Raw genomic sequence first — 25,598 nt, forward strand, 5'->3', positions numbered from 1 at the left:
CCAGGCTTTGGAATGACACAGCTTCGCTCCGCTTTCGCCGTCTCCGAAGTAAAAAACGCCTGAGCTAGTGACCTAACTCAGGCGTCTGTCATTTTTGCCAAGCGTTTATTTACGCAGACCCAGTTTGGCGATCAGTGCCACATAACGGTCAGCGTCCTTGCTCTTGAGGTAGTCCAGCAGCTTGCGGCGGCGGCTCACCATACGCAGCAGGCCGCGACGGCCATGGTGGTCTTTGGCGTGGGTTTTGAAGTGGGGCATGAGTTCGTTGATGCGGGCGGTCAACAGGGCCACTTGCACTTCGGGGCTGCCGGTGTCACCGGCGGAACGTGCGTTGTCTTTGACAACAGCGGCTTTGATACTGGTTGCGATCATGATTTTTTCCTGAGTGAACAACTTGCGTCAGGCGCTGGAACTGCCCCTGACGTGCGAGGACTGCAAAAACTGCAGAGCCTGCGAGTATACCCGGCGGCGCACGCCTGCACCCACAAGCTACTCAGACACCGCTGAACCGACCCGAACCCGGTCGCAACTCAGGGGCGCTGCATCTGGCAGGTGGTCGGCAACTCGGCCTCTTTGGCAGCCAGGGTTTTGATGACCCGAAAGCCATAACCCGAGCCTTCCACGTCGAATTTCACACCCGGCATGCCCTTGCGATCCATCACCCCCACCACCAGCGGCTGCTGAAACTGGTGGTCGCTGGCCCGCATGCTGCCACTCTGGGCATGAAAAGTGACACTGGCGCGCTCCAGCTTGGCGGCGACGGCTGCTGCTTCGGTGGTACCGGCCGATGCCATCGCCTGCACCAGCGCCTGCACCATCAGCTGCATGCGCATGTGCACATAGTCGTCTTCGGGCTTGGGAAAACGCTGACGGAAAGACTGGTAAAAAGCTTCGCTTTGCGGCGTGGTCACGTTGGGCAACCAGTCGGCCACCGCCAACACCTTGCCGATTCCGGCGTCACCCATGGCCATGGGCGCGCCCAGTGCGTTACCGTAAAAAGTGTAGAAGCGCCCTTCATAGCCCACCTCTTTGGCAGCCTTGACCAGGAGCGTCAGGTCATTGCCCCAGTTGCCGGTGATCACAGCCTGCGCGCCGCTGGCCTTGATTTTGGTGACGTAGGGCATGAAGTCCTTGACGCGCCCGATGGCATGCAGCTCGTCACCCACGACTTGTATATCGGGCCGCTGCTGCTTCAACTGGCGCCGCGCCTCGCGCGCCACGGCCTGGCCAAAGCTGTAGTCCTGGCCGATGATGTAGACACTTTTCAGGGCGGTATCGTCCTTGATCACCGACATCAGCGCGCTCATGCGCATGTCAGCGTGGGCATCAAACCGGAAGTGCCAGAAACTGCATTTCTCGTTGGTCAGAATCGGATCCACCGCCGAGTAATTCAAAAAGATCACCCGCTTGGATGGCTCGCGTTCGTTGTGTTTGTTGATCGCATCGATCAGCGCCGCGGCCACGGCCGATGAATTGCCCTGCGTGACCACACGGGCGCCCTGGTCAATGGCCGCTTTGAGCGCGGTCAAGGCTTCTTCGGTCTGGCCCTTGCTGTCAAACCGGTCCAACTGCAGCGGGCTGCCAACGGTCTTGTCGGCCAGCTTGACACCGCCGCCCGCGTTGACACGCTCCACCGCCCACAACAAATTGCGGTACACCGCCTCGCCGGTATTGGCGAACGGCCCACTCATGGCTTCGATCAGAGCGATCTTGACCGCAGGCTGTGCGGGTTGCGCCAGGGCCAAAACGGGCAGACTTAGCGACAGAACCAGGCTTTTCAAGACCCGTTTGACAACAATAAACATCAGGACATCTCTCTTGAAAAGCTCGCCAGCGCGCCTAGTTGAGGGGCTGGCGGCACGTTCGTTGTGAAGGCCGCGCAGTTTACAAGGAGTTCAACCATGTTCTTTACCCCTGTCACCCCCGCTGGCTTTCGTCGCCACCTCTACGCTTCCAGCGCCCGCCCCTCCGCCAGCTTCGCACAACCCGTCAGCAGCACCCGCAGCCAGGGCACAGCCACCATCGAGCAGGACGAGCAGTCTTTCACCCTGTCGTTTGATGTGCCCGGCGTGAGCCGCGAGCAACTGGTGGTGGGTATTGAGGGCAACGTGGTGCGCCTGTCCAGCGCCGATGGGGCACCGCGCACCTATCACTTTGCCTGCGAGCTGCCGCAAGACATCGACGCCAGTCAAAGTGCCGCCAAGCTCGAAAACGGGGTGCTCACGCTGAAACTGGCCAAGGTGGTACCGGTCAGCCGGGTGACGGAACTGGTGATTCACTGACACCTTGCTCGCGCCCTGCTGGCTGCAGCACATCAGCGGCCAGCAGGGCAGACACGGCATAAGTCTTTGAAAGGGCATCGCAGCAAAAACACCTTGAAGCAACAAAGAAGGCGGCTTCATCGCTGTCGCGCCAAGTGGCGACCGGGCATCCCTGGATACGCAATCACCACCGCACAAAGCGACCCCGCCCTTTCGCGTCAAAGATAACGACTTACCTTGGTTTGTCAGGCCTGAAAGCCGATTGGATCGTTCCTTTCAAACCACAATGGCATCCAGCGGCCAGCGCGGTTTGACGTCAAACGCGTAGTTTTTCGTGGCCACCTGCTGGCCCGACTGGAGCCGCATCGCCGCTGCCATGGCGATCATGGCGCCGTTGTCGGTGCACAAATGCAGTTCGGGGTAATGCACCCGGATGGCGAGTCGGGCACACGCGGCGTTGAGTTGCTCGCGCAGCGCACGGTTGGCACCGACACCGCCTGCCACCACCAGGCGCTTCAGGCCCGTTTGCTTCAACGCGGTAAGTGACTTTTTCACCAGCACCTCCACAATCGCCGCCTGGGTGGACGCTGCCAGATCCGCCAGCACGCCTCTTGGCAAGTCCGCCGCGGTGCAACCGTTGGCCTGGGCACATTTGCCGGCCTGCACCATCACCGCCGTCTTCAGCCCGGCAAACGAAAAATCCAGATCACCGCTGTGCAGCAGCGGGCGCGGCAGCTTGTAGGCCTTGGGGTCGCCCGACTCGGCCAGCTTGGACAGCGCCTGCCCGCCCGGGTAAGCCAGGCCCAGCAGCTTGGCGGATTTATCAAACGCCTCACCCGCCGCATCGTCAATGGTTTCACCCAGAATCTGGTAGCGCCCCACCCCGTCGACCCGCATCAGCTGGGTGTGGCCACCCGACACCAGCAGCGCCACAAATGGAAACTCGGGTGCATCCAGGCTCAAAAACGGCGACAGCAAATGCCCTTCCAGATGGTGCACGCCCAGCACCGGTTTATCCAGCGCCGCGCCCAAGGCACAGGCCACACCCGCCCCCACCAGCAACGCACCCGCTAGGCCCGGACCGCGGGTGAAGGCCACCACATCGACATCGGCCAGGGTTCGGCCAGCCTCAGCCAGCACCTGGTCGGTCAAGGGCAACACGCGGCGAATGTGGTCGCGGCTGGCCAGCTCAGGCACCACCCCACCATAGGCCTGGTGCATCTCGATCTGACTGAACAAGGCATGCGCCCGCAGTACCGGCAGCCCCTGCGCGGGCATGTCGACCAGCGCCACGCCGGTTTCATCACACGAGGACTCAATCCCCAGTACACAAACATTTTTCAACATAAGAAACGAGTTTAGGCGATACCCCCTGAGCCACCTCAGACACCAGGATGCAAACCCAGCCCCGCCAATTGCGCCCGGATGGCGCTTTGCGACACGGCCACCAGGTCAAACGCCTGCGGCGACAACATCCAGGAGTGGATCAGGCCCACCATCAGCGCATGCAGGCCATGGGCCGCCATGTCCGGACTCACCGGCAGGTCGATACCCCGGTGCGTCGCCGCCTCTTGCAGGCTGCGGGTGACTTCGCGCGTGCCGTCGGCATAACACTGGACATGCCTGGCCTTGATGCCCACCAGTTCGTCCACGTATTCGACTTTCATGAGGGCAATTTCAAACACCGCGCGGGTGGCGTCGTTGCTGACGATGTCGCGCATGGTCTGCAGCAGGGCGTGCTCCAGCTCAAACAACGGGTCCTGGGCCGGGTCGTGGCCAATGTGCTGCATGGCCTGCTCCATCGGCAAAATGGCATCGTCCATCATGGCGTTGAACAAATCGGCCTTGTTCTTGAAATGCCAGTAAATGGCGCCACGGGTGGTCCCTGCGGCGGCAGCAATGTCTTGCAATGAGGTGCGTGAAACCCCTTTTTCAGCGAACACCCGCACCGCCGCCGCCAGCAACTGTTGGCGGGTGGCCTGCGCGTCTTCTTTGGTTCTTCTCACCATCCAGGACCTTTCAAAGGGCTATCAGTATACATTCGTGATTGTATGTATAATTTTGGAAAAATCAAATCACCCGCGCGGCTGCCGTACCTTGACAGCGCGTTTCATTTTTATGGAAGTCTCATCATGACTCACACCTCAGCCGCGTCTGACTGCTCGTTGCCCGTGCGGCGCCCTTTCACCCGATCCATGTTCCTGCCCTCGGCCTTGGCGGTCAGCGTCGCGCTGGCACTCGCCGCGTGTGGTGGCAAAAGCACCGACGCTGGCGCCGCTGGCGGGCCCGGCGGTGGGATGCCCTTGGCTGAAGTGGGTGTGCTCACCGTCACGCCGGGCAATGTGGGTCTGATCACCGAGTTGCCGGGTCGCCTGGAAGCCTCCCGGGTGGCGCAGGTACGGGCGCGCGCCGCAGGCATTCTGCAAAAACGGCTGTTCACCGAAGGCAGTGACGTGCGCGCGGGCCAGGCCCTGTTTCAGGTGGATGCCAGCCCCTATGAGGCGGCACTGGCCAGCGCCAGCGCCAGCGTCGCCAAGGCCGAGGCCAATGTGATGCAAGCCAGCGCCCAGGCCGAGCGTTACAAACCGCTGGCGGAGGCCAAGGCCATCAGCCAGCAGGAATTCATCAACGCACAAGCGGCACACAAACAGGCCGAGGCTGACCTGGCGGTGGCCCGCGCCGCCGTGCAGACAGCCCGCATCAATGTCGGTTACGCCAACATCACCGCACCGATTGCCGGGCGTATTGGCCGTGCGTTGGTGACCGAAGGTGCTTTGGTTGGTCAAGGTGAGGCCACCCAGCTGGCGGTCATCCAGCAGATCAACCCGGTGTACGTCAATTTCACCCAGTCGGCCGCAGAAGTGATGCGGCTGCGTCAGGCGTTGGAAAGCGGCCAGTTCAAGCGCGCGGGCAACCAGGGCGCCAGTGTGCGCGTGGTGCTGGAAGACGGCAGCGAGTACCCCCAGGCCGGCAAGTTGCTGTTTTCTGACCTGACGGTGGACAGCACCAGCGGCCAGATCACCCTGCGCGCCGAGGTACCCAACCCAACCGGCGCCCTGCTACCCGGCCTGTTTGTGCGTGTGCGCCTCGAACAGGCCCAGGCCAGCAACGCCATTCTGTTGCCGCAACAAGCCGTGACCCGCTCACCACAAGGCGACACGGTGATGGTGGTGGGCGCCGACGGTAAAGCAACGCCGCGTCCGATCCAGGTCGGTGGCCAGCAAAACGGCCAATGGGTGGTGATGAGCGGTCTGCAGGCGGGTGAACAGGTGATGGTGGACGGGTTCCAGAAGCTGCGCGGCGGCCCGGTCAAGCCCGTGCCATGGCAGTCCGGGGCGCCTGCGGCGTCCGGCCACGGGGCCAGTCAGCCTGCAGGAAATGCCGCACCGGCAGATCCAGCGGCCAAACCGGCCAGTGCGTCAGCCAGCGCTGCGCAATAAGGAGCGCCCAGCATGGCTAAATTTTTCATTGACCGCCCGATCTTTGCTTGGGTGATTGCCCTGTTCATCATGGTGATGGGCGTGGTATCCATCACCCAGTTGCCGATTGCCCAATACCCGCCGGTGGCTCCACCGTCGATCATCGTCTCGGCCACCTACCCGGGGGCCTCGGCGCAAACGCTCGAGGACAGCGTGCTGTCCATCGTCGAACAGGAGATGAACGGCTCGCCCGGCCTGATCTACATGGAGTCTACCGCGCAGGCCAATGGCACGGGCACCATCACGCTGAGTTTTCAGCCGGGCACCGACCCCGATCTGGCTCAGGTCGACGTGCAAAACCGTCTCTCTCGCGCCACGCCACGGCTGCCGTCGGCCGTGACCCAGCAGGGTGTGCGGGTGGACAAGTCGCGCAACAACTTTTTGCTGTTCGCCATTCTGTCCAGCGAGGACCCGGCGCTGGACCCGGTGGCGCTGGGCGACTACGCCTCGCGCTCCATCGTGCCTGAGTTGCAACGCCTGCCCGGCGTTGGCCAGGCCCAACTGTTCGGGACCGAGCGCGCCATGCGCGTCTGGGTTGATCCGGCCAAGCTGGTGAGCTTCAACCTGTCTGCTGCCGAGGTGAATGCCGCCATCCGCGCGCAAAATGCCCAGGTCTCTGCCGGTGAAATCGGCAGCCTGCCCAATGTGGCCGGACAAGGCATTTCCGCCACGGTGGTGGTCAACGGCCAGCTGAGCAGCGTGGCGCAGTTTGGCAACGTGGTGCTGCGCGCCAACACCGATGGCTCCACCGTGCGGCTCAAAGATGTGGCGCGCATCGAACTCGGCGCCCAGTCGTATGCCACCTCAGCCCGCCTGAACGGCAAGCCCTCCACCGGTATTGGCGTGCAGTTGTCGCCCAGCGGCAACGCGCTGGCCACAGCCAAAGCGGTGCGGGCCCGCATGCATGAGCTGGAAAATTTCTTTCCCAAGGGGATGACCTGGTCCATTCCCTACGACAGCTCGGTTTTCATTGAAACCTCCCTGAGCCAAGTGGCCGAGACGCTGGTGGAAGCCATCGTGCTGGTGTTTCTGGTGATGTTCCTGTTCTTGCAGGACTGGCGCTACACGCTGATTCCGACGCTGGTGGTGCCGGTGGCGCTCTTGGGCACCTTTGCCACGCTGCTGGCCATGGGGTTTTCCATCAACGTGCTGACCATGTTTGCCATGGTGCTGGTGATCGGCATCGTGGTGGACGATGCCATTGTGGTGGTCGAAAACGTCGAGCGCATCATGAGCGAGGAAGGGCTGCCGCCGCTGCAAGCCACCCGCAAGGCCATGGGCCAGATCTCCGGGGCCATCATCGGCGTGACCGTGGTGCTGATCTCGGTGTTTGTGCCGCTGGCGTTTTTCAGCGGCTCGATTGGCAACATTTACCGCCAGTTCTCGGCGGTGATGGGGGTGTCGATTGCGTTCTCGGCGTTTCTGGCGCTGTCCCTCACACCGGCCTTGTGCGCCACCCTGCTCAAGCCGGTGGAAGCCGGGCACCACCACGCCAAAACCGGCTTCTTTGGCTGGTTCAACCGGGGTTTTGCCAGCACCGCCAAGGGTTACGAGCGTGGCGTGGCCAAGCTGCTGCCGCGTGCCGCACGGTATCTGGCGATCTACCTGGCCATCGTGGCGGGTGCCGCTTGGATGTACCAGCGCCTGCCCACCTCGTTCCTGCCCAATGAAGACCAGGGCAGCATGCTGGTCAACGTCCAACTGCCCCCTGGCGCCACCCAAGAGCGCACGCTGGAGGTGATGAAGCAGGTGGAAGGTTTCATCCTGAGCCAGCCCGAAGTGAAAAGCATGGTCGGCGTGCTGGGCTTCAGCTTCTCAGGTCAGGGCCAGAACGCTGCGCTGGCGTTTGTGACCCTCAAGGACTGGGCTGAACGCGAAGGGCCGGGCAGTTCTGCCGAGGCACTGGCCGGGCGCGCTTTTGGTGCCCTGTCGGGCATCCGCGATGCGTTCATCTTCCCCTTGAGCCCGCCGCCCATTCCTGAACTGGGCGCCTCCAGTGGTTTCAGCTTCCGACTGCAGGACCGTGCCGGTTTGGGCCACGACGCGCTCTTGGCAGCACGCAACCAGCTGCTGGGCATGGCGGCCCAAAGCAAGGTGATCACCCAGGTGCGCCCTGACGGTCTGGAAGACGCGCCACAGCTGCAGGTGGACATTGACCGCGACAAAGCCAACGCGCTGGGCGTCAGTTTTGATGCCATCAACAGCCTGATCTCCACGACGCTGGGATCGGCCTACATCAACGACTTCCCCAACGCCGGGCGCCTGCAGCGGGTGGTGGTGCAGGCCGATGCGCCAGCACGCATGCAACCCGACGACTTGCTGAGACTCAACGTGGCCAACAACAAGGGCCAGATGGTGCCGCTGTCAGCCTTCGCCACCACCCGCTGGGTGACCGGCGCCATGCAGACCGTGCGTTACAACGGCTATCCGGCCATGCGCCTGAGCGGCAGCGCCGCCCCAGGCTTCAGCACCGGTGCGGCCATGGCCGAGATGGAACAGCTGGCCGCCAAACTGCCGCAGGGCTTTGGTTATGAGTGGACAGGCACCTCGCGCGAAGAAAAACTGGCCGGCTCGCAAGCCATGATCCTCTACGGCTTTGCGATCTTGGCGGTGTTTTTGTGTCTGGCCGCGTTGTACGAGAGCTGGAGCATCCCGATGGCGGTGATTCTGGTGGTGCCGCTGGGCGTGCTGGGGGTGATCGTGGCGACGCTGCTGCGCAATTATTCGAATGACGTGTACTTTCAGGTCGGGCTGATCACCATCATCGGGCTATCTGCCAAAAACGCGATCCTGATCATCGAATTTGCCAAAGACCTGCAGGCCCAGGGCAAGACCGCGGTGGCCGCCGCGCTGGAAGCGGCGCACCTGCGGTTTCGGCCGATCATCATGACCTCCATGGCGTTCACCTTGGGTGTGCTGCCCTTGGCCCTGTCCTCTGGTGCGGGTTCGGCCAGCCAGCGCGCGATTGGCACCGGGGTGATTGGTGGCATCCTGACCGGCACCGCGTTGGCAGTGGTGTTTGTGCCGATCTTTTTTGTGGTGGTGCGCGGCTTGTTCAAGGACAGCGAGCGCCAGCAGCAAGTGCATGCCGAACAGGCAGCACACATGGGAGTGCATTCGCATGAATAAGTTATCCGTTTTGACCCTGGCCTGTGCGGGTGCCCTGTCGGCCTGTTCGCTGATACCCACTTACGAGCGCCCTGCCGCGCCCATCGCCACCCAGTGGCCGGATCGGGTCGCTGTGGATCGCGCGGATCCATCTGGCGTGCAGCCCGCCTGGAACAAGGACTGGCAGGCGTTTTATGCCAATGCCACGGTGCAGGAGCTGATCAGCATCGCGTTGAGCAACAACCGCGACCTGCGCGTCTCGGTGCTCAACATCGAACAGGCGCGGGCCCAGTTGGGCTTGCGGCGTGCTGATCAGTTGCCGTCGGTCAATGCCGGGCTGACCGGTTCGCGCGCGCCTGCCAGCGATGGCGGCATCAGCAGCTCTTACACCGGCGGGTTGATTTTCACCGCCTACGAGCTGGACTTTTTTGGCCGGGTGGCCAGCCTCAAAGAGCAGGCGCTGGCGCAGTATTTGTCCACCTTTGAAGCCAGCCAAACCGCCCGCATCAGCCTCATGTCTGCCGTGGCGCAAGGCTGGCTGACGCTGCTGGCCGACGAGGAATTACTGCGCACCTCACGCCAGACGCTGGCCAGCCGCGAGGAGTCGCTCAAACTGGTGAACCTGAAACAGCGTCACGGCGCGGCCTCGGACCTGGAGTGGCGTCTGGCGCAATCCCTGCTGGAGAGCGCCCGCGTCACCCTGGCGCAGCAAACCCAGAAGCGTGCGCTGGACGAAAACGCGCTGACCTTGCTGCTGGGCCAAAGCCTGCCCGCCTCGGCCCGCGCGCAACTGGCCAGTGGCCAGCTGGAGGCCTTGCAATTCACCCGTTTGCCTGCCGGGTTGCCGTCTGATTTGTTGACCTACCGGCCCGACATTCGCCAGGCCGAGCAGCTGCTGATCGCCAGCAACGCCAACATCGGTGCGGCACGGGCGGCGTTTTTCCCGCGCATCACGCTCACCGCCAGCGCCGGGTCGGCCAGCAATGAACTCTCGGGCCTGTTCAAAGACGGCTCCTGGGGCTGGACGCTGGCACCGCAGCTGATCCTGCCGATTTTTGACGCCGGACGCAACCAGGCCAATCTGGACGCCGCGCAAACCGGGCGCGAGATTGCCGTGGCGCAGTACGAGAAGGCCATTCAAAGCGCCTTCCGCGAGGTGGCCGATGGCCTGGCCGGCCAGGTCACGCTGGAGCAGCAGCTGCAAGCCAGCCAGGCACTGCTGACCGCCGAGAGTGAACGCGCCCGCCTGACCCAGTTGCGTTTTGACAATGGCGCGGCCAGTCAGCTCGACTGGCTGGATGCGCAACGCTCGCTGTTTTCGGCCCAGCAGGCGCTGGTGCAGACGCGCCTGGCCTATCTGCAGAATCAGATCGCGCTCTTCAAGAGCCTGGGCGGTGGCCTGCAGGACACCCCCGCGCCGAGTGCCGCCGCCCGGTGACCCGGCCTGCCAGCGCGGCCTACGCCGTGACCTGCACACCCTTCCAGAACGCCACGCGGTCACGCACCGCGTCGGCTTCTGGTTTGGGATCAGCGTAGTACCAGACGGCGTCGATGTTCATCTCGCCGTTGACCATCAGCGAGTAGTAGCTGGCCTGCCCCTTCCAGGCACAACTCGTTTTGTGGTTGCTAAAACGCACCAGGTCGCGGTTGAGGGCACTCGCCGGGAAATAGTGGTTGCCCTCCACCAGCACCGTGTCATCGCTCTCGGCGATGACAGCGCCGTTCCAGATTGCTTTCATGACGGACTCCTTGTTGATTGACGGCCAGATTGCACCACAGCCGGGCTGCGGCCCATCGGCCCGTGGACATGGGTTTTCGCTTATCCTTGATCCCTCCCCGACCAAGGCGTTTCAACGCAAGGCAGGGGTCAACCTATTGAAAGGGATCCCCATGATGTCCACTTGGCGACGTAACTTCCTGCTGGCGGCTGGTGTGACGGTCCTGCTGGGCTCCTCTTGGATAGCGCAGGCCCAGACGGCAGCACCGCTGCGCGTGGGCTCCAAGATCGACACCGAAGGCAAGCTGCTGGGCAACCTCATCGTGCTGGCGCTTGAAGCGCAGGGTCTGAAGGTGGACAACAAGGTCTCCCTGGGCAACACCAAGGTGGTGCGGACCGCGCTGGTGGCCGGAGAAATCGACATCTACCCCGAATACACCGGCAACGGTGCCTTCATGCTCGGCGACGAAGGCAACAAGGCCTGGAAAGACCTACGTGCCGGTTACGAGCTGGTCAAAAAGCTGGATCTGGAGCGCAATCACATCGTCTGGCTGGAGCCCGCCAACGCCAACAACACCTGGGCCATTGCCGTGCGCAAGGATGTCGCCAGCGCTAACCAGCTGCGCACGCTGGACGACCTGGCCAAGTTTGCAGCCGGCGCGGGCCCATTCAAACTGGCGGCCTCGGCCGAATTCATGGAGCGCCCCGACGGTTTGCCCGCTTTCACCGCAGCGTATGGGCTGAAACTGCGGCCGGACCAAACCCTGGTGCTGGCTGGCGGCGACACAGCCGCCACCCTGCGCGCCGCGGCTGAAAAGACCTCCGGGGTGAACGCCGCCATGGCTTATGGCACCGACGGTCCGGTCGCGGCCCTGGGCCTGGTCATCATGCAAGACCCCAAGGGCGCCCAGCCGGTGTATGCGCCGGCCCCGTTGGTCCGCGAAGACGTGCTCAAGCGTCACCCGGTGATTGCCACCGTGCTGGCGCCCATCTTCAAATCGCTGGACACCGAAACGCTGCAGCAACTCAACGCCCGCATCCAGCTGGAAGGGATCGACGCGCGCAAGGTGGCCGGGGACTATTTGCGCAGCAAGGGTTTCATCAAGTAAACCAGCGTGCGTTGGCAGGCCCATCCGGTTCTGGCCGTCTGCACCACGTTGGGCTTGTGGGCCGCCTGGGCGCTGCCTGTGGCGCGGGTGGCACCCAACCGTTTGCTGTCGGGTGAGCCGGTCTTTCTCTCAGCGCTGCTGCCGGGTTGGGCGGGGTGGATGGTCTTGCCGCTGATTGTTCTGGTGTTTTCCCCGACCAACGCGCCCGCCCCCATACCGACTGTCAGCGGACCCGGTGGTCTGATGGACCGTTGGCATCCGGTCACGACGCTGTTGCTGATGGCTGGTCTGATGGCGGGTCTTTTCTGGCTGGTGGGCCGTTATGCCCAGCAGGTGACGCTCACCGAATCCCGCCTGGCCCGTACGTCTTTGGGCGCGGGCTTTTGGAGCATCCTGGCCTTGGCCTGGCTGGCGAGCCTGGACGCGGTGCAGCACCTCACCCGCTCTGCCGTGCGGCGCCATGCGGTGATGGGCGGCGTGGCGATACCATTTGTCACCCTGCTGGTGCTGGGCGTGGGCCATGACCTGTCCATCCTGAAGGAATACGCCAACCGCGACGATGTGTTTTGGACCGCGGTGCGGCGCCACCTGCAGATTGTGGCGGTCGCCACCTTGCCCTCGGTGCTGCTGGCGCTGCCGCTGGCCTGGGCCTGCAGCCGGTTCACGCGCCTGCGCCAGGCTGTGTTCCCGCTGCTCAACATCATCCAGACGATCCCGTCGATCGCGCTGTTTGGCTTGTTCATGGCGCCGCTGGCCTGGCTGGCGCTGCGGTTTCCGGCGCTGTCCCAGGCCGGCATCAGTGGTGTGGGGCTGGCCCCGGCGGTGCTGGCGCTGGTGTTGTACAGCCTGCTGCCCATCACCCGCTCGGCGCTGGCTGGGCTGGACCAGGTGCCCGAAGCCACCCAAACCGCCGCCCGCGCGATGGGCATGACCGATGGCCAGATCTTCTGGCGCGTCGAGTTGCCGCTGGCGCTGCCGGTGCTGTTGCCGGGTTTGCGCACCGCGGTGGTTCAAACCATCGGCCTCGCCGCCGTGACCGCGCTGGTGGGTGCCGGGGGATTGGGGTCGCTGATGTTCGACGGCCTGTTCAGCGCGGCCAACGACCTGGTGCTGCTCGGCGTGCTGCCGATTGTGCTGCTGGCGATGCTGGTGGATGCACTCTTCAAGGCGTTGATCTCGTTCACACGACCCGCGGCGTTGCTGGACGACTCGCCAGCTGTTGCACCACGGGCCGACGCCGGGCGGTACACCGCATGATCGAATTCCAGAACATCGGCAAATCGTACGACGGCGTGATGGCCGTCGACAACCTCAACCTGCACATCGCCCAGGGGGAACTGGTGGTGTTCATCGGCCCGTCAGGGTCGGGCAAAAGCACCGCCCTGAAAATGATCAACCGCATGATCGACCACGACCGGGGGCACATCTTGCTGGAAGGGCGCGAGATTGACAGCTTTGATGTGCGCGAACTGCGCCGGCGCATGGGTTACGCGATCCAGTCCGTGGGCCTGTTTCCCCACTGGACGGTGGCGCGCAACATCGCCACCGTGCCGCAGTTGCTGGGCTGGCCGCGTGAGCGCATTCACCAGCGCGTGTGCGAGCTGTTGACCGTGTTTGGCATGGCGCCAGCGCAGTTTCTGCAGCGCTTGCCGCATCAGTTGTCGGGCGGCCAGCAGCAACGCGTCGGGGTGGCGCGTGCGCTGGCGGCGGACCCGGCCGTGCTGCTGATGGATGAGCCGTTTGGCGCGCTCGACCCGGTGACACGCGCCACACTGCAGCTGGAACTCAAACGGGTGCACCAAAGTTCTGGCAAAACCATCGTGCTGGTCACCCACGACATCGACGAAGCGCTGCTGCTGGCAGACCGCATCGTGCTGCTCAACCACGGACAGGTGGTGCAGGTTGCCACACCACTGGATCTGTTGTCCAACCCGGCGGATGACTTTGTGCTGGATTTTGTCGGGCGGGCTGACCTGGGTATCAAACTGCTGTCGCTCAAACCGGTGGCGCCGCTGGTACGCCGGGCGCCTGCCCCACCCGGCTCACCCACCTTGGCCAACACCGCCTCGTTGCGTGAGGCCGTGGCCACGCTGGCTGTGCACGGGGCCTCGGTGGTGTCCATCGTGAACCTGCAGCAGGAGGTGGTGGGCAGTTTGCACGCCGCCGATGTCTTTTCACCCGCCACACCGTCTCATGGCTGAAGCCGATCCAGCCAATACACCCCAGCCGAGCCGCTGGGTGCGGGACCCGTTGCTGTGGGTACTGGCCGCGTTCGGGGCGCTGACCTACGGGCTGCCGCATGCCGAAGGTGTGTTTGGCGCCCTCTTCCCCGAGCTGGAACGCCCGGTGTATCTGCAAGAACCCTTTGCCGAGTTGGTGTGGCGGCATCTGGCGCTGGTGCTGGTCTCCAGCGCCATCGCTACCGCCGTGGGTCTGGGTGCGGGCATCGCGGTGACCCGCCGCAGCGGACGGGTGTTTGAGCCCATGATGCAAACCCTGGCGGCCACCGGCCAGACCCTGCCACCCATTGCCGTGCTGGCGCTGGCGGTCCCGGTGGTGGGGTTTGGTGACATGCCGGCCTTGATCGCGCTGGCGCTGTATGGCCTGTTGCCCGTGTTACAGGCCGCGCTGGCCGGACTGGCGGCAGTACCGCAGGCGGCATTGGAATCCGCCCGGGCGATGGGCATGACACCAGCTCAGGTGCTGCGCCAGGTGGAAATACCCTTGGCCTTGCCGGTCTGGCTGGCCGGTGTGCGCACCTCGGTCATCATCAACATTGGCACCGCCGCCATTGCCTCAACCGTGGGCGCCAAAACCCTGGGCTCACCCCTCATTGTGGGGTTGAGCGGCTTCAACACCGCCTATGTGATCCAGGGCGCACTGCTGGTGGGCCTGCTGGCGGTGGCCGTTGACATGGGTTTTGAGCGCCTGGCCAGACGTGTGGCGTGGTCCAACTGACCCGACCACAACGCCATCAGCAAGAGGTCCGCGCCACCCATCGGGCTGCCCAGCCAAAGGTCAGTGGGCTTTTTTGTCAGCCCATCAGGCGACGTTGTCGGCACAAGGCACTTCCAAACGCGGCACAAATCGTTATAATCGCAGGCTTTGCTGGCAAAACTCCGCTGCCTGATCAACTTTTAAGCGGAGAAATTCGCAAGATCAAATTTTGGCCCGATCTTCCAATTTTTGAAGTCTGCACCTTTTGGATAACTTCACGTTCATGACAACCATCCGTGTTAAAGAAAACGAACCTTTTGACGTCGCCCTGCGTCGCTTCAAGCGCACCATTGAAAAATTGGGTCTGCTGACCGACTTGCGCGCACGCGAGTTCTACGAAAAGCCCACCGCCGAGCGCAAGCGCAAGAAGGCTGCCGCCGTCAAACGCAATTACAAGCGCATCCGCGCCATGCAGTTGCCCAAGAAACTGTTTTAAAGTTAGCCAACAGGGTGTTGGGTGCAGATGGCACCTGCTCTGTTACTGACACAGCCAAGGCTCGATACCTTGACCAATTGCTCGCCGGGGACGCTCAGGCGGGCTTTTTTTGTTGCTGACTGACTACTTTTCCACCCCACCCCACCGCCTTTTATTCCAGCAGGAGCCCCACCATGTCACTCAAAGATCAAGTCACCGAAGACATGAAAAATGCCATGCGTGCCAAGGACAGCATCCGCCTGGGCACCATCCGGCTGCTGCTGTCGGCGGTGAAACAGAAAGAAGTTGATGAGCGGGTGGTGGTGGACGATGCCATGCTGGTGGGTATCGTGGACAAACTGATCAAACAACGCAAGGACTCGGTTGCCGCCTACCTGCAGGCGCAGCGCCAAGACCTGGCTGACAAGGAAAGTGACGAGATCAAGGTGCTGGAAGCTTACCTGCCGCAGCGTCTGAGCGGAGAGGAAGTCCATGCTGCTGTCGCGGCCATCGTGGCCACACTGGGACCCAAAGGCCCAGGCGACATGGGCAAGGTCATGGGCGCTGTCAAGGCCCAACTGGCCGGCAAGGCCGACATGGCCCTGGTGTCACAAGCGGTCAAAGCCGCGCTGGCGGGCTGATTCAGCCACCACTGTCGATGCTGTTGCGCAGGGCCGTGTGCACCACGGCATCCAGCGCGCCTTCCACCATTGACATCTGGTCGGACACCACCCGCAAGCGACCTTCGGCCACCAGTCGGTCAAAAAACCGCTGGGTCATGGACTGTGTCTTGCCGCGGGCGCTGATGAATAGAAACATGGTGCCGTGCGGGCTGATCCAGGACAATTGCAGGCGTTGCCAGTGTCCTTTGAGCTCCAGCTCAATCCAGGCACCCAGCGTGAGTGCAACCGGCAGCGCATCAGGCGCCGATTCAACCACAATCGGCTGTGGCGATGCCTGCGCCTGCCCATCGGGAAACGCCATGAAACCAGAAGCTTTGGCCTCGAATGGGGCCACCCAATGGTCGTGACCGCCCCATCGATCCTCCTCAACACCCTGAGCAACCGCCTGCGACTCTGCTTGAGCCGCCGGCCTGAACGCCTGATGATGCAGTTGCATCAGCACATCAAAAAATACGCTGGTCTGGGTGCTTGGGTAGCCAATCAAATTCAAACCCTCGCGCAATCGGGACAGCAGTCGGGGCACCAGCTTGGTCAAGCGGCTCACATCTTTTCTGGTCAGCGTCGGCTGCGCGCTCCAAAGCAGGTCATTGACCAGCATTTTGTAGTCACCCGGATCGTCTGACCTGGACATATCCTTGAGTTCAGCCTGGGCCATCACCTGCACCCACGGCCCCACCACAAAGTCAGCCACCTCCTGCGGCACCCTGCCCATGTCGGGCAAAGCCCTTAACTTTTCGACCATCTGTTCGGCCCGCAGGTTTCGCGCTTCGGCCTCACCCAGCACCACGGCCGCACTGTGAATCTGGCTACTCAGACGGGTCCTGACTTTCGGGTCATCCCAGTCTTGCAAGAACTGCTTCAGCGCAACCTCGAACGGCTGGACACTCTCGATGTTCAGCACCGACAAGGGACTGACATGGCGCTGCAGTGACAGCAAAAAATCCCGGAATTCCGGATCGTCCTCGACCGCAAATGCCAGCCCGCGTTGAGAAATCTCCTGCAGCAACTGCCGTGCTGGATGCATCCGGTCGATAAAAAACCGGGGATCGATGATCACCAGTCGCAACAAGGCGGGCTCCAGCCGCTCAATGATCTTGCGAACCGGCGCCAGCAAGCGGGCGTCCTGCGCCAGGTTGGCCACCATTTGCGACACCACTTCCAGGCTGAGCACCTGGCTCATGGAGGTGGCGGCGCTGGACAGATCGTCGCGCACGGCCTCGGCCAACGAACGCCCGTCTGCGCGCCCAACCGGTGCCGCAGGGCGCTGCTGCATGCGTTGCACGACCGCATTCAACTGCTGCATGTCCTGCAAGGCATCCAAAGCCGCCGGCACGGTGGTCTGGAAGCTGGTGTCCAGTGTGGCCAGGGTGGCACGCGCTGCGGCGCCCGGACCCGATTCGAATTCGTTTCTGAACTGCCGGGCATAAGCCGACTGGGCATCGTCTGCGGGCGCATCCAGTTCACCTGCCATCAAACGCCGCAATTTATCCAGCGTCAACACCGTTTGCCGGTACTGCGGTGTCCATACCGCCCGCTGCGCACGGCCAGGCTGGGTCGGCTTGACCGCAGGCGTTGTCTCGGGTGTACGGATCACCGTGAAGCCTGCGCGCCGCACATTCTGGCGCCGCAACTGGTCCGACCATGCCTGATAGGCCTGATCCAAGGCCAGCCCCAAGGCAGGCGCCATGTGGTGCAGCCACATGGCACGCACCCGGGTTGGCACGTTCATCGCGGTCATCACCTGCTGCAACGCCGTCACATAGGAATCCGGTCGCAACGGGTTACGCTGTGGACACACCCGCGGCAGCCCCAGCAAGGCGCTGACATAGCTGTGGAGCTCTGACAGCGACGCCTCTGCTTGCTGCAACACATGCTGCAGCAGGCGAGCCAGCGCCACCCGCTCCTGCAGCTGGCCTTCGTCCATGAGTTCGAGTTGGTCCAGATGCAAGGCCTGGCTGACCAGGTCGTCATGACCTGCCTCGGGCCCGTCATAACGCTGAAACACCGTCCGCAGGACTGCGGGAAATCGTTCACCCAACAGGGCGGCCTGTTGGGCCAACAACCGCCCCCCCCTGCTCCAAGCGCTCGCGCTCCACGGCGTCGCGCGCCAGCAGCGCCTCGGCGTGCATCGACTGCTTGGCCGCCATGACCAGCGTCAACACCAGCCCCCCACTGGCTTGGACAGCCTGATCGAGCAAACTGTCGTAAAGGGATGGGGCGGGCATGGTGCGGCAGGTCAGGAGCGAAGTGAGGCGCCCCGGCGTTTACTTCAGGGCCTTGAAACGCATGCGGTGCGGGCGCGCGCCCTCGTCGCCCAGGCGCTTCTTCTTGTCTTCTTCGTAGTCGTGGTAGTTGCCGTTGTAGAAGGTCCACTGGCTGTCACCCTCGCAGGCCAGGATGTGGGTGGCGATGCGGTCCAGGAACCAGCGGTCGTGGCTGATGACCATGATCGTGCCCGCAAACTCCAGCAAGGCGTCTTCCAGCGCACGCAGGGTTTCCACGTCCAGGTCGTTGGACGGCTCGTCGAGCATCAACACGTTGCCGCCAGCGATCAGGGTTTTGGCCAGGTGCAGGCGACCACGTTCCCCGCCCGACAAGGTACCGACGCGTTTTTGCTGGTCAGAGCCGTTGAAGTTGAAACGCCCGCAATAAGCGCGGCTGGCCATGGTGAACTTGCCAATGTTGAGCATGTCCAGCCCGCCCGACACGTCTTCCCAGACGGTTTTTTCGTTGGCCAGGTCGTCGCGGTTCTGGTCCACAAACGCCATCTTCACGGTCTGGCCAATCTTCACCTCGCCGCTGTCAGGTTTTTGCTGGCCCGAAATCATGCGAAACAGCGTCGATTTACCAGCCCCATTGGGGCCGATGATGCCGACGATGGCGCCTGGTGGCACCTTGAAGGTCAGGTTGTCGATCAGCACCCGGTCGCCAAAGGACTTGCTGACGTTGACAAATTCAATCACTTCCTGGCCCAGGCGGTCCGCCACCGGGATGAAGATTTCATTGGTTTCGTTGCGCTTCTGGTATTCAAAGTCAGACAGTTCTTCAAAACGGGCCAGACGCGCCTTGCTCTTGGCCTGACGCGCTTTGGGGTTCTGGCGTGACCATTCCAGCTCTTTCTTCAGGGTCTTGGCGCGGGATTCTTCACCCTTCTTTTCCTGCTCGAGGCGGGCCTGCTTTTGCTCCATCCACGAGCTGTAATTGCCCTTGTAGGGAATGCCCGAGCCGCGGTCCATTTCCAGAATCCACTCGGCGGCATTGTCCAAAAAGTAGCGGTCGTGGGTGATGGCCACCACGGTGCCGCTGTAACGCTGCAGGAACTGCTCCAGCCAGTCCACCGATTCGGCATCCAGGTGGTTGGTGGGTTCGTCCAGCAACAACATGTCAGGGTGGCTCAGCAACAGGCTGCACAGCGCCACACGGCGCTTTTCACCGCCCGACAGCACACCAATGACCGCATCCCACGGCGGCAGGCGCAGTGCGTCAGCGGCAATCTCCAGCTGGTGTTCGGAATCGGTCCCCGCGGTGGCGATGATGGCTTCGAGCTCGGCCTGCTCGGCGGCCAGCGCGTCAAAGTCCGCATCTTCTTCGCCGTAGGCAACATACACCTCTTCCAGGCGCGCCTTGGCAGCAAACAGTTTGCCCATGCCAGCTTCGATGCTCTGGCGCACCGTCTGGGTCGGATCCAACTGCGGCTCCTGCGGCAAGTACCCAATGTTCAGGCCAGGCATCGGGATGGCTTCGCCTTCGATGTCCTTGTCCAGCCCGGCCATGATTTTCAGCAAAGTGGACTTGCCCGAGCCGTTGGTGCCCAAGACCCCGATCTTGGCGCCCGGAAAAAAACTCAGCGAAATGTCTTTCAGGATATGCCGCTTGGGCGGCACGATCTTGCCAAGGCGGTTCATCGAAAATACGTATTGAGCCATAGGACCTGTGATGTTGTGTCAGTGAAAAACCGCCATTATCGGGCTTCACCCGCAAGAACTGGCGCGACCATGCGACAATGCACGCCGTTGTGGGACTTCAGTTACCTGCAACGCCAGCACCTTGCTGGGAGCTTCAGCCCCTCGAAGCTCCGTTTTTGATCCCATCTGCCTTTGACTGAATTGGCGCGACAACGCGTCAAAACGGGCTGATGTCCTGGCACCCTGGATGGGGTGCACCTCACCATGAAATTTGAAGAACTCCATTTGGCCCCGGCCATCATCAAGGCCGTGCTCGAGCAAGGCTACGAAACCCCCACACCCATTCAGGCCCAGGCGATTCCGCTGGTGCTGGCCGGCCATGACCTGCTGGGTGGCGCGCAAACCGGCACCGGCAAAACCGCCGCCTTCGTGCTGCCGATGCTCAACAAACTCTGCGCCGCCGAGGCCCCGCGCAACAAGTTTGGTGGCATCGCCATCCGCGCCCTGGTGCTCACGCCCACCCGCGAGCTGGCCGCCCAGGTGGAAGAATCGGTCCAAACCTACGGCAAATACCTCGACATCACCTCCGCCGCCGTGTTTGGTGGTGTCGGCATGAACCCCCAAATCAGCCGCATGAAAAAAGGCGTCGACATTCTGGTGGCCACCCCTGGGCGCCTGCTGGACTTGATGCAGCAAGGCATGCTGGACCTGGGCCAGGTGCAGATTCTGGTGCTCGACGAAGCGGACCGCATGCTCGACATGGGCTTCATCCATGACGTCAAAAAAGTGCTGGCCGCCGTGCCCAAGGACAAACAGAGCCTGCTGTTCTCCGCCACCTTCAGCGACGAAATCCGCGAACTCGCCGCCACGCTGCTGAAAAACCCGCAGAGTGTGCAGGTCACCCCGCGCAACACCACGGTGCAACGCATCACCCAGCTGATCCACCCGGTCGGCCGCGGCAAGAAAAAGGTCTTGCTGGCCCACATCATCCAGGAACACAACTGGAGCCAGGTGCTGGTGTTCACCCGCACCAAGTTTGGCGCCAACAATGTGGCCGAGTTTTTGACCAAGAACGGCATCAACGCCATGGCCCTGCACGGCAACAAGAGCCAGTCGGCCCGCACCCAGGCGCTGGCTGATTTCAAAAGCGGCGAAGTCCGCGCCCTGGTGGCCACCGACATTGCTGCCCGTGGCATCGACATCGACGACCTGCCGCACGTGGTGAACTACGACATTCCCAACGTCTGTGAAGACTATGTGCACCGCATTGGCCGCACCGGCCGCGCCGGCGCCGAAGGCCAGGCGGTGAGCCTGGTGAGTCTGGACGAAGAAGGCTTCATGCAAGCCATTGAACGCTTCACCAAACAAGATATTCCGGTGGAAATCAAGGACGGCTTCATGCCCGAGCCTGGCGAAAAAGCCGAGCCCATCGCCATGGGCCGCCAGACCATCTGGGGCGGTGCTGGCAAGCCGCCAAGCCGCGAGGTGATGATGGCTGCCGCCAAGGCGGCCCGCTCCGAGATGCTGACCCGTGTGCGTGACAGCAAGGGACCGGGCGCGACCCGCCCTGCCAATGGTGGCGGCAACGGCGGCGCAAGCCGTGGCCGCAGCGCTGAAGGGCGAAGCGGTGGCGGCGGCGGCGGGCGTGGTCCGCGCCCTGCGGGTGGCGAGCGCCGCCCGGCTGGTTTGCGCACCGAAGGCAGTTTCGAGCTGGAAGTGGGTGGCCGTGACATCGAACCACGCAGCCATTTGTCAGCCGCAGAGCAAGCCGTGCGCGGCCCGGGTCAACGCCCGGCGCGTGGTTACGGTGGTGGCAACGGCGGCGGTTACGGTGGCCCCGCACCTGCACCCACACGCGGCGCAGGCGGCCAACCGGACCCGATGCGCACCAGCGTCGACATGATGTCCGACCGTGGCCCGCGCCGCAGTGGCGGCGGTTTCAGCGGCGGCGGCAATCGCAGCGCTGGCCCGGCAGCAGGTGGTGGTTTTGGCGGCGGCCCCAGCCGCTCAGGTGGTGGCAACCGCTCTGGCAGCCGTGGCCGCTCGGGTGGCCCCGGTGGATCAGGCGGCGGCTCGCGCGGCCCAAGCAGCCGCTGATCGCGGCGGTCTCGGCCTGTGACCGGTCTGCCGGACGCGCAGACCGAGATCCCGGCTATTGGGGGTCAGCCGCGCACAAACAGCGTGACCAGTTCATCGGGCCCCACCTGGCGGCTCCAGTGCCCGTGCACCGTAGCGTCAAACGTCTGCCCGGCGGGCAACACGTCTGCGGAGTAAAAGTGCTCACCCGGTTTGAACACCCGCGAGCTACCGTCTTGCAGCAAGATTTCCATCTGACCGCCCAGGATGAACACCCACTGGGGATCGGTCGTGCAGTGAAAGCTGCTGCGAAACCCGACCGGGCTTTGACGCAGCTGATAGCCGCCCGAGGGCATCAGCGCCGACAGGGCTGATTCGGGCTTGCCTTGGTCAAGCGCTATGGCTTCCTCACGAAAACGCGCACGGCCATCGGTATCGGTGAACAGAACAATTTTGGTAAACACAGGCATGGTGGGCTCGCATCGGGTGAAGAGGCTGGGGATTATTCCCCAAACGCCGTCACAGCTTGCTGTCAGACGCTAAAGTTACCCGCAACCCGGCGCCATGGAGACTTGTCTACCAGCGCCTTCACTTTTAACTTGTCAGGAATTCTTTTCATGCGATTTCTTCACACCATGCTGCGCGTCGGCAATTTGCAGCGCTCCATCGACTTCTACACCCAGGTGCTGGGCATGACGCTGCTGCGCACCTCTGACAACCCGGAGTACAAATACTCACTGGCGTTTGTTGGTTACGGCAGCAACCCCGACCACGCCGAGCTGGAACTGACCTACAACTACGGTGTCGAGACATATGACATGGGCACCGCCTACGGCCACATCGCGCTGGGTGTGCCCGATGCCAAAGCGGCCTGCGACAAGATCCGCGCTGCCGGTGGCACCATCACGCGCGAAGCGGGCCCGGTCAAAGGCGGCAGCACCGTGATTGCTTTTGTGACCGACCCGGATGGTTACAAGGTGGAGCTGATTGAGCGCACCCAGGACAGCGCCGGCGTTGGTTTGCGCTGAGCCCCGGCGTCAAGGTGCTGCTCGTGCCGTCTTGCCAGGGTCTACTTGCGCAGCACCTGGGTTTCCATCGCCAGGCGGGTCACCCGGCCCCAGTCGCCTGACTCGGGCACATTGGCCGGCACCAGCCAGGAGCCGCCCACACACACCACATTGCCCAGCGCCAGAAAATCCGGCGCATTCTGCAGCGTGAGGCCGCCGGTGGGGCAAAACTTGACATCAAAAAACGGCCCGGCCCAGGCCTTGAGCATGGCCACTCCGCCTGCCTGGACGGCGGGAAAAAACTTGAGTTCGGTGAAGCCGTCCTCACACGCCCGCATGATCTCGCTGGCGGTGGCGACACCGGGCAGCAGCGCCAGCCCGGCATCGCGACAGGCCTGCCCGACCGCGCTGGTGTAGCCCGGGCTGACCGCAAAGCGCGCCCCGGCCTTGGCAGCCGCCTGGGCATCGGCCACGCTGCGCACGGTGCCTGCGCCCACCACAGCCTCAGGCAGCTCGCGCGCAATGGCCTCGATGCACGCCAGCGCTTGCGGCGTGCGCAAGGTGACTTCCAGCATGCGGATGCCGCCTGCCAGCAGCGCACGGGCCATCGGCACCGCGTGTGCCACGTCGTTCAGCACAATGACCGGGATCACCGGGGCGTCTTGCATGACCTGCAAGGCAGTTAAAGGTGTGGTGGCGTTCATGGGGTTGTCCTGAAAATGGATGACAAATGTACGCCGCGCAGGCAGCTGACGCTGGCGCGGCTCACAGCCAGGTGCAGGCGCCTGCTTCCGCGCCACTGGCATTGCGGCGCATGTTGGCAAACAACGCGCGCCCCGTGCCGACGCCGTTGGCAGCGCGCAACGCCTCGGGCATGGCCAATGTTTCACGCGCCGCCCAGACATCCTCATTCACCAACACCTGCAGCGTGCCCGCCGGAGCATCCAGCCGGATCACATCACCATCACGGACCTTGGCCAGCGGCCCACCGGCCACGGCTTCGGGCGAAACGTGGATCGCCGCGGGCACTTTGCCCGAGGCACCACTCATACGCCCGTCAGTCACCAGCGCCACCCGGAAGCCCTTGCCTTGCAACACCGCCAGCGGCGGCGTGAGTTTGTGCAACTCCGGCATGCCGTTGGCTTGGGGGCCCTGCCAGCGCACCACACACACCACGTCCTGGTTGAGTTCACCGGCGTCAAACGCGTGGTGCAGAGCATCCTGCGAGTCAAACACGCGGCACGGCGCCTCGATGACATGGCGGTCATCCGGCACCGCCGAGATCTTGATCACACTGCGCCCGAGATTGCCCTGAAGCAATTTCAAGCCGCCGCTGGCGCTGAACGGGTTGCTGGCCGGGCGCACCACCGCTTCGTCTTTGCTGGCGCCGATGTCGTTCCAAACCAGGGCTGGGGTGCCGCTGGCCCCTTGCGCGTCGGCCGCTGGCGCTGCACCGGCAGGCATGCGGGTGTAGTCGCGCAAACCACCGGCACGCACGGTGAGCACGTTGGCGTGCAGGAAGCCGCCGTCCAGCAGTTCGCGGATCACATAACCCGGGCCACCCGCTGCCTGGAACTGGTTCACATCGGCGCTGCCATTCGGGTAGACACGGGTCAACAGCGGCACCACGTCGGACAGGGCTGAAAAATCATCCCAGTCAATCACGATACCGGCTGCCGCGGCCACCGCGACCCAGTGGATCAGGTGGTTGGTGGAGCCGCCGGTGGCCAGCAACGCCACCATGGCGTTGACGATGCAGCGCTCGTCCACCACCAAACCAATCGGCGGGCACTTGTAGTCTGGCGTGCCCAGCACGGTGCGCACGGCTTCGCGCGTGAGTTCATCCCGCAAGGCGGCACCTGGGTTGATGAAGGCCGTGCCCGGCACATGCAAGCCCATGGCTTCGAGCAGCATCTGGTTGCTGTTGGCCGTGCCGTAAAAGGTGCAGGTGCCCTCGCCGTGGTACGCGGCGGACTCGGCGGCCAGCAACTCGTCGCGCCCGACCAGCCCTTGCGCGGCTTGTTCCCGCACCTTGGATTTGGCGTTGTTGGACAGGCCCGAGGTCATCGGCCCGGCGGGCACAAACACGGTGGGCAAATGGCCAAACTGCAAGGCGCCAATCAGCAGGCCCGGCACGATCTTGTCACATACACCCAGCATCAGCGCCCCGGCAAACACATCGTGACTCAGCGCAATCGCCGTGCCCAAAGCGATCACATCGCGTGAAAACAGGCTCAACTCCATGCCCGGCTGACCCTGCGTGACACCGTCGCACATGGCGGGCACACCCCCGGCCACCTGCGCGTTGGCACCGTGTTGGCGCGCTTCTGTTTTGATCAGGTCCGGGTAATGGCCCAGCGGTGCATGCGCCGACAACATGTCGTTGTAGGCGGTGACGATGCCGATGTTGGGCGCTTTTTCAGCCACCACCCGCAGCTTGTCGTTGCCCGGCAAGGCGGCAAAGGCATGCGCCACATTGGCGCAACCCATGCGCTGTGCGCCCGGGGGCCGCTTGGCGTCGGCTTGTACCTGCGCCAAATACGCGCTGCGGGTTGGCTGGCTGCGGGCGATGATGCGTTGGGTGACGGCGTGGACGGTGGTGTTGAGTTTCATGTGGCGTTAAAAGTTAGTAACTAAATTACATGACGCATCCTAACCCAGGATGACACCCCCCGCCTGCCCGCGGGTTACCGCCAGGCTGCCAGCTACAAGCGTGACCCGTCCTGAATTGCGTTGACACTCAGAACGGTTGAAAAGTGCCGGGGTTAACCGGCGATAGACGCCCGATGCACCACATCGGGCGTTTGCATTTTCAGCGATAAATGCGGTCGTTCCGTGTTG

23 protein-coding genes are annotated in these 25,598 nt (G+C 63.2%); 12 read left to right on the forward strand and 11 right to left on the reverse strand.

Features of this window, described 5'->3' with window-relative positions; genetic code table 11:
• Window positions 1-105: 105 nt before the first annotated feature.
• Together rpsO and LHU53_RS06915 are read right to left on the reverse strand one after the other, a co-directional pair.
• Entirely contained in the window at window positions 106-372 is a 267-nt protein-coding gene (gene rpsO / locus LHU53_RS06910; protein ID WP_227331599.1) for a 30S ribosomal protein S15, read from the reverse strand.
• Window positions 373-530: 158 nt separating this feature from the next.
• Window positions 531-1,805, reverse strand: coding sequence for a branched-chain amino acid ABC transporter substrate-binding protein (locus LHU53_RS06915; protein WP_227331601.1), 1,275 nt, complete (start codon window positions 1,803-1,805; stop codon window positions 531-533).
• Between the two features lie 96 nt (window positions 1,806-1,901).
• Between LHU53_RS06915 and LHU53_RS06920 the strand changes: the two genes are divergently transcribed.
• Window positions 1,902-2,282 (forward strand): Hsp20/alpha crystallin family protein, encoded by a 381-nt coding sequence (locus LHU53_RS06920; protein ID WP_227331603.1) that lies wholly within the window; start codon window positions 1,902-1,904, stop codon window positions 2,280-2,282.
• A 255-nt stretch (window positions 2,283-2,537) separates the two neighbouring features.
• Here the strand turns inward: LHU53_RS06920 and tsaD are convergent, their stop codons facing one another.
• Together tsaD and LHU53_RS06930 are read right to left on the reverse strand one after the other, a co-directional pair.
• Complete coding sequence (gene tsaD, locus LHU53_RS06925; protein ID WP_227331605.1) at window positions 2,538-3,608, reverse strand: tRNA (adenosine(37)-N6)-threonylcarbamoyltransferase complex transferase subunit TsaD; 1,071 nt, start codon at window positions 3,606-3,608, stop codon at window positions 2,538-2,540.
• 35 nt (window positions 3,609-3,643) lie between these two features.
• On the reverse strand, window positions 3,644-4,270 hold the full coding sequence (locus LHU53_RS06930) for a TetR family transcriptional regulator (RefSeq protein WP_227331607.1): 627 nt from the start codon (window positions 4,268-4,270) through the stop codon (window positions 3,644-3,646).
• A 123-nt stretch (window positions 4,271-4,393) separates the two neighbouring features.
• On the opposite strand from LHU53_RS06930, the gene LHU53_RS06935 reads away from it, so the two are divergent.
• The 3 genes from LHU53_RS06935 to LHU53_RS06945 are packed head-to-tail and all read left to right on the forward strand — an operon-like array spanning window position 4,394 to window position 10,286.
• Window positions 4,394-5,701, forward strand: a complete 1,308-nt coding sequence (locus tag LHU53_RS06935) for an efflux RND transporter periplasmic adaptor subunit (protein WP_370632234.1) — start codon at window positions 4,394-4,396, stop codon at window positions 5,699-5,701.
• A 12-nt stretch (window positions 5,702-5,713) separates the two neighbouring features.
• Complete coding sequence (locus LHU53_RS06940) at window positions 5,714-8,869, forward strand: efflux RND transporter permease subunit (RefSeq protein WP_227331613.1); 3,156 nt, start codon at window positions 5,714-5,716, stop codon at window positions 8,867-8,869.
• The gene (locus tag LHU53_RS06945) at window positions 8,862-10,286 is read left to right on the forward strand and encodes an efflux transporter outer membrane subunit (RefSeq protein WP_227331615.1); all 1,425 of its coding nucleotides are present in this window, start codon (window positions 8,862-8,864) and stop codon (window positions 10,284-10,286) included. The genes LHU53_RS06940 and LHU53_RS06945 overlap by 8 nt, the downstream gene beginning before the upstream one ends.
• Before the next feature lie 19 nt (window positions 10,287-10,305).
• Here LHU53_RS06945 and LHU53_RS06950 read toward each other — a convergent pair whose 3' ends face one another.
• A complete protein-coding gene (locus LHU53_RS06950; RefSeq protein WP_227331617.1) occupies window positions 10,306-10,587 on the reverse strand; it encodes a DUF427 domain-containing protein in 282 nt (93 codons plus the stop codon).
• A 154-nt stretch (window positions 10,588-10,741) separates the two neighbouring features.
• Between LHU53_RS06950 and LHU53_RS06955 the strand changes: the two genes are divergently transcribed.
• From LHU53_RS06955 to LHU53_RS06980, 6 genes are all read left to right on the forward strand, one after another.
• Window positions 10,742-11,674 (forward strand): ABC transporter substrate-binding protein, encoded by a 933-nt coding sequence (locus LHU53_RS06955; RefSeq protein WP_304621925.1) that lies wholly within the window; start codon window positions 10,742-10,744, stop codon window positions 11,672-11,674.
• 6 nt (window positions 11,675-11,680) lie between these two features.
• Window positions 11,681-12,931: an ABC transporter permease gene (locus tag LHU53_RS06960; protein ID WP_227331619.1), complete on the forward strand. Its 1,251-nt coding sequence runs from the start codon at window positions 11,681-11,683 to the stop codon at window positions 12,929-12,931.
• A complete protein-coding gene (locus LHU53_RS06965) occupies window positions 12,928-13,875 on the forward strand; it encodes an ABC transporter ATP-binding protein (protein WP_227331621.1) in 948 nt (315 codons plus the stop codon). Before LHU53_RS06960 ends, LHU53_RS06965 begins: the two co-directional genes overlap by 4 nt.
• Window positions 13,868-14,632: an ABC transporter permease gene (locus LHU53_RS06970; RefSeq protein WP_227331623.1), complete on the forward strand. Its 765-nt coding sequence runs from the start codon at window positions 13,868-13,870 to the stop codon at window positions 14,630-14,632. Before LHU53_RS06965 ends, LHU53_RS06970 begins: the two co-directional genes overlap by 8 nt.
• A 262-nt stretch (window positions 14,633-14,894) precedes the next feature.
• On the forward strand, window positions 14,895-15,107 hold the full coding sequence (gene rpsU, locus LHU53_RS06975) for a 30S ribosomal protein S21 (RefSeq protein ID WP_075586606.1): 213 nt from the start codon (window positions 14,895-14,897) through the stop codon (window positions 15,105-15,107).
• Window positions 15,108-15,280: 173 nt separating this feature from the next.
• The gene (locus LHU53_RS06980; RefSeq protein ID WP_227331625.1) at window positions 15,281-15,727 is read left to right on the forward strand and encodes a GatB/YqeY domain-containing protein; all 447 of its coding nucleotides are present in this window, start codon (window positions 15,281-15,283) and stop codon (window positions 15,725-15,727) included.
• 1 nt (window position 15,728) lies between these two features.
• Here LHU53_RS06980 and LHU53_RS06985 read toward each other — a convergent pair whose 3' ends face one another.
• The 3 genes from LHU53_RS06985 to ettA are packed head-to-tail and all read right to left on the reverse strand — an operon-like array spanning window position 15,729 to window position 19,695.
• Window positions 15,729-17,807 carry a DUF1631 family protein gene (locus tag LHU53_RS06985; protein ID WP_255631938.1) on the reverse strand — a complete coding sequence of 693 codons (2,079 nt, stop codon included), beginning with the start codon at window positions 17,805-17,807 and terminating at the stop codon, window positions 15,729-15,731.
• Complete coding sequence (locus LHU53_RS06990; RefSeq protein WP_227331629.1) at window positions 17,800-17,994, reverse strand: hypothetical protein; 195 nt, start codon at window positions 17,992-17,994, stop codon at window positions 17,800-17,802. The genes LHU53_RS06985 and LHU53_RS06990 overlap by 8 nt, the downstream gene beginning before the upstream one ends.
• 39 nt (window positions 17,995-18,033) lie before the next feature.
• A complete protein-coding gene (ettA, locus tag LHU53_RS06995) occupies window positions 18,034-19,695 on the reverse strand; it encodes an energy-dependent translational throttle protein EttA (protein WP_227331631.1) in 1,662 nt (553 codons plus the stop codon).
• A 243-nt stretch (window positions 19,696-19,938) separates the two neighbouring features.
• On the opposite strand from ettA, the gene LHU53_RS07000 reads away from it, so the two are divergent.
• A complete protein-coding gene (locus LHU53_RS07000) occupies window positions 19,939-21,771 on the forward strand; it encodes a DEAD/DEAH box helicase (RefSeq protein ID WP_227331633.1) in 1,833 nt (610 codons plus the stop codon).
• Window positions 21,772-21,836: 65 nt separating this feature from the next.
• Here the strand turns inward: LHU53_RS07000 and LHU53_RS07005 are convergent, their stop codons facing one another.
• Complete coding sequence (locus LHU53_RS07005; protein WP_227331635.1) at window positions 21,837-22,220, reverse strand: hypothetical protein; 384 nt, start codon at window positions 22,218-22,220, stop codon at window positions 21,837-21,839.
• 147 nt (window positions 22,221-22,367) lie between these two features.
• Here LHU53_RS07005 and gloA point away from each other — a divergent pair, with 147 nt between their 5' ends.
• Window positions 22,368-22,778 carry a lactoylglutathione lyase gene (gloA, locus tag LHU53_RS07010; RefSeq protein ID WP_227331637.1) on the forward strand — a complete coding sequence of 137 codons (411 nt, stop codon included), beginning with the start codon at window positions 22,368-22,370 and terminating at the stop codon, window positions 22,776-22,778.
• Window positions 22,779-22,819: 41 nt separating this feature from the next.
• On the opposite strand, the gene eda is transcribed toward gloA, so the two are convergent.
• Entirely contained in the window at window positions 22,820-23,461 is a 642-nt protein-coding gene (eda, locus tag LHU53_RS07015; protein ID WP_227331639.1) for a bifunctional 4-hydroxy-2-oxoglutarate aldolase/2-dehydro-3-deoxy-phosphogluconate aldolase, read from the reverse strand.
• Between the two features lie 61 nt (window positions 23,462-23,522).
• Window positions 23,523-25,370 (reverse strand): phosphogluconate dehydratase, encoded by a 1,848-nt coding sequence (edd, locus tag LHU53_RS07020; protein WP_227331641.1) that lies wholly within the window; start codon window positions 25,368-25,370, stop codon window positions 23,523-23,525.
• Window positions 25,371-25,598: the final 228 nt, after the last annotated feature.

The organism is Rhodoferax sp. U2-2l, from assembly GCF_020594515.1.
GTDB lineage: Bacteria > Pseudomonadota > Gammaproteobacteria > Burkholderiales > Burkholderiaceae_C > Rhodoferax.

Excerpts from the sequence above, each read along its gene's own strand:
- rpsO (WP_227331599.1), bottom strand. The coding sequence starts at position 372 with ATGATCGCAACCAGTATCAAAGCCGCTGTTGTCAAAGACAACGCACGT.
- LHU53_RS06915 (WP_227331601.1), bottom strand. The coding sequence starts at position 1,805 with ATGTTTATTGTTGTCAAACGGGTCTTGAAAAGCCTGGTTCTGTCGCTA.
- LHU53_RS06920 (WP_227331603.1), top strand. The coding sequence starts at position 1,902 with ATGTTCTTTACCCCTGTCACCCCCGCTGGCTTTCGTCGCCACCTCTAC.
- tsaD (WP_227331605.1), bottom strand. The coding sequence starts at position 3,608 with ATGTTGAAAAATGTTTGTGTACTGGGGATTGAGTCCTCGTGTGATGAA.
- LHU53_RS06930 (WP_227331607.1), bottom strand. The coding sequence starts at position 4,270 with ATGGTGAGAAGAACCAAAGAAGACGCGCAGGCCACCCGCCAACAGTTG.
- LHU53_RS06935 (WP_370632234.1), top strand. The coding sequence starts at position 4,394 with ATGACTCACACCTCAGCCGCGTCTGACTGCTCGTTGCCCGTGCGGCGC.
- LHU53_RS06940 (WP_227331613.1), top strand. The coding sequence starts at position 5,714 with ATGGCTAAATTTTTCATTGACCGCCCGATCTTTGCTTGGGTGATTGCC.
- LHU53_RS06945 (WP_227331615.1), top strand. The coding sequence starts at position 8,862 with ATGAATAAGTTATCCGTTTTGACCCTGGCCTGTGCGGGTGCCCTGTCG.
- LHU53_RS06950 (WP_227331617.1), bottom strand. The coding sequence starts at position 10,587 with ATGAAAGCAATCTGGAACGGCGCTGTCATCGCCGAGAGCGATGACACG.
- LHU53_RS06955 (WP_304621925.1), top strand. The coding sequence starts at position 10,742 with ATGTCCACTTGGCGACGTAACTTCCTGCTGGCGGCTGGTGTGACGGTC.
- LHU53_RS06965 (WP_227331621.1), top strand. The coding sequence starts at position 12,928 with ATGATCGAATTCCAGAACATCGGCAAATCGTACGACGGCGTGATGGCC.
- LHU53_RS06970 (WP_227331623.1), top strand. The coding sequence starts at position 13,868 with ATGGCTGAAGCCGATCCAGCCAATACACCCCAGCCGAGCCGCTGGGTG.
- rpsU (WP_075586606.1), top strand. The coding sequence starts at position 14,895 with ATGACAACCATCCGTGTTAAAGAAAACGAACCTTTTGACGTCGCCCTG.
- LHU53_RS06980 (WP_227331625.1), top strand. The coding sequence starts at position 15,281 with ATGTCACTCAAAGATCAAGTCACCGAAGACATGAAAAATGCCATGCGT.
- LHU53_RS06990 (WP_227331629.1), bottom strand. The coding sequence starts at position 17,994 with ATGCCCGCCCCATCCCTTTACGACAGTTTGCTCGATCAGGCTGTCCAA.
- ettA (WP_227331631.1), bottom strand. The coding sequence starts at position 19,695 with ATGGCTCAATACGTATTTTCGATGAACCGCCTTGGCAAGATCGTGCCG.
- LHU53_RS07000 (WP_227331633.1), top strand. The coding sequence starts at position 19,939 with ATGAAATTTGAAGAACTCCATTTGGCCCCGGCCATCATCAAGGCCGTG.
- LHU53_RS07005 (WP_227331635.1), bottom strand. The coding sequence starts at position 22,220 with ATGCCTGTGTTTACCAAAATTGTTCTGTTCACCGATACCGATGGCCGT.
- gloA (WP_227331637.1), top strand. The coding sequence starts at position 22,368 with ATGCGATTTCTTCACACCATGCTGCGCGTCGGCAATTTGCAGCGCTCC.
- eda (WP_227331639.1), bottom strand. The coding sequence starts at position 23,461 with ATGAACGCCACCACACCTTTAACTGCCTTGCAGGTCATGCAAGACGCC.
- edd (WP_227331641.1), bottom strand. The coding sequence starts at position 25,370 with ATGAAACTCAACACCACCGTCCACGCCGTCACCCAACGCATCATCGCC.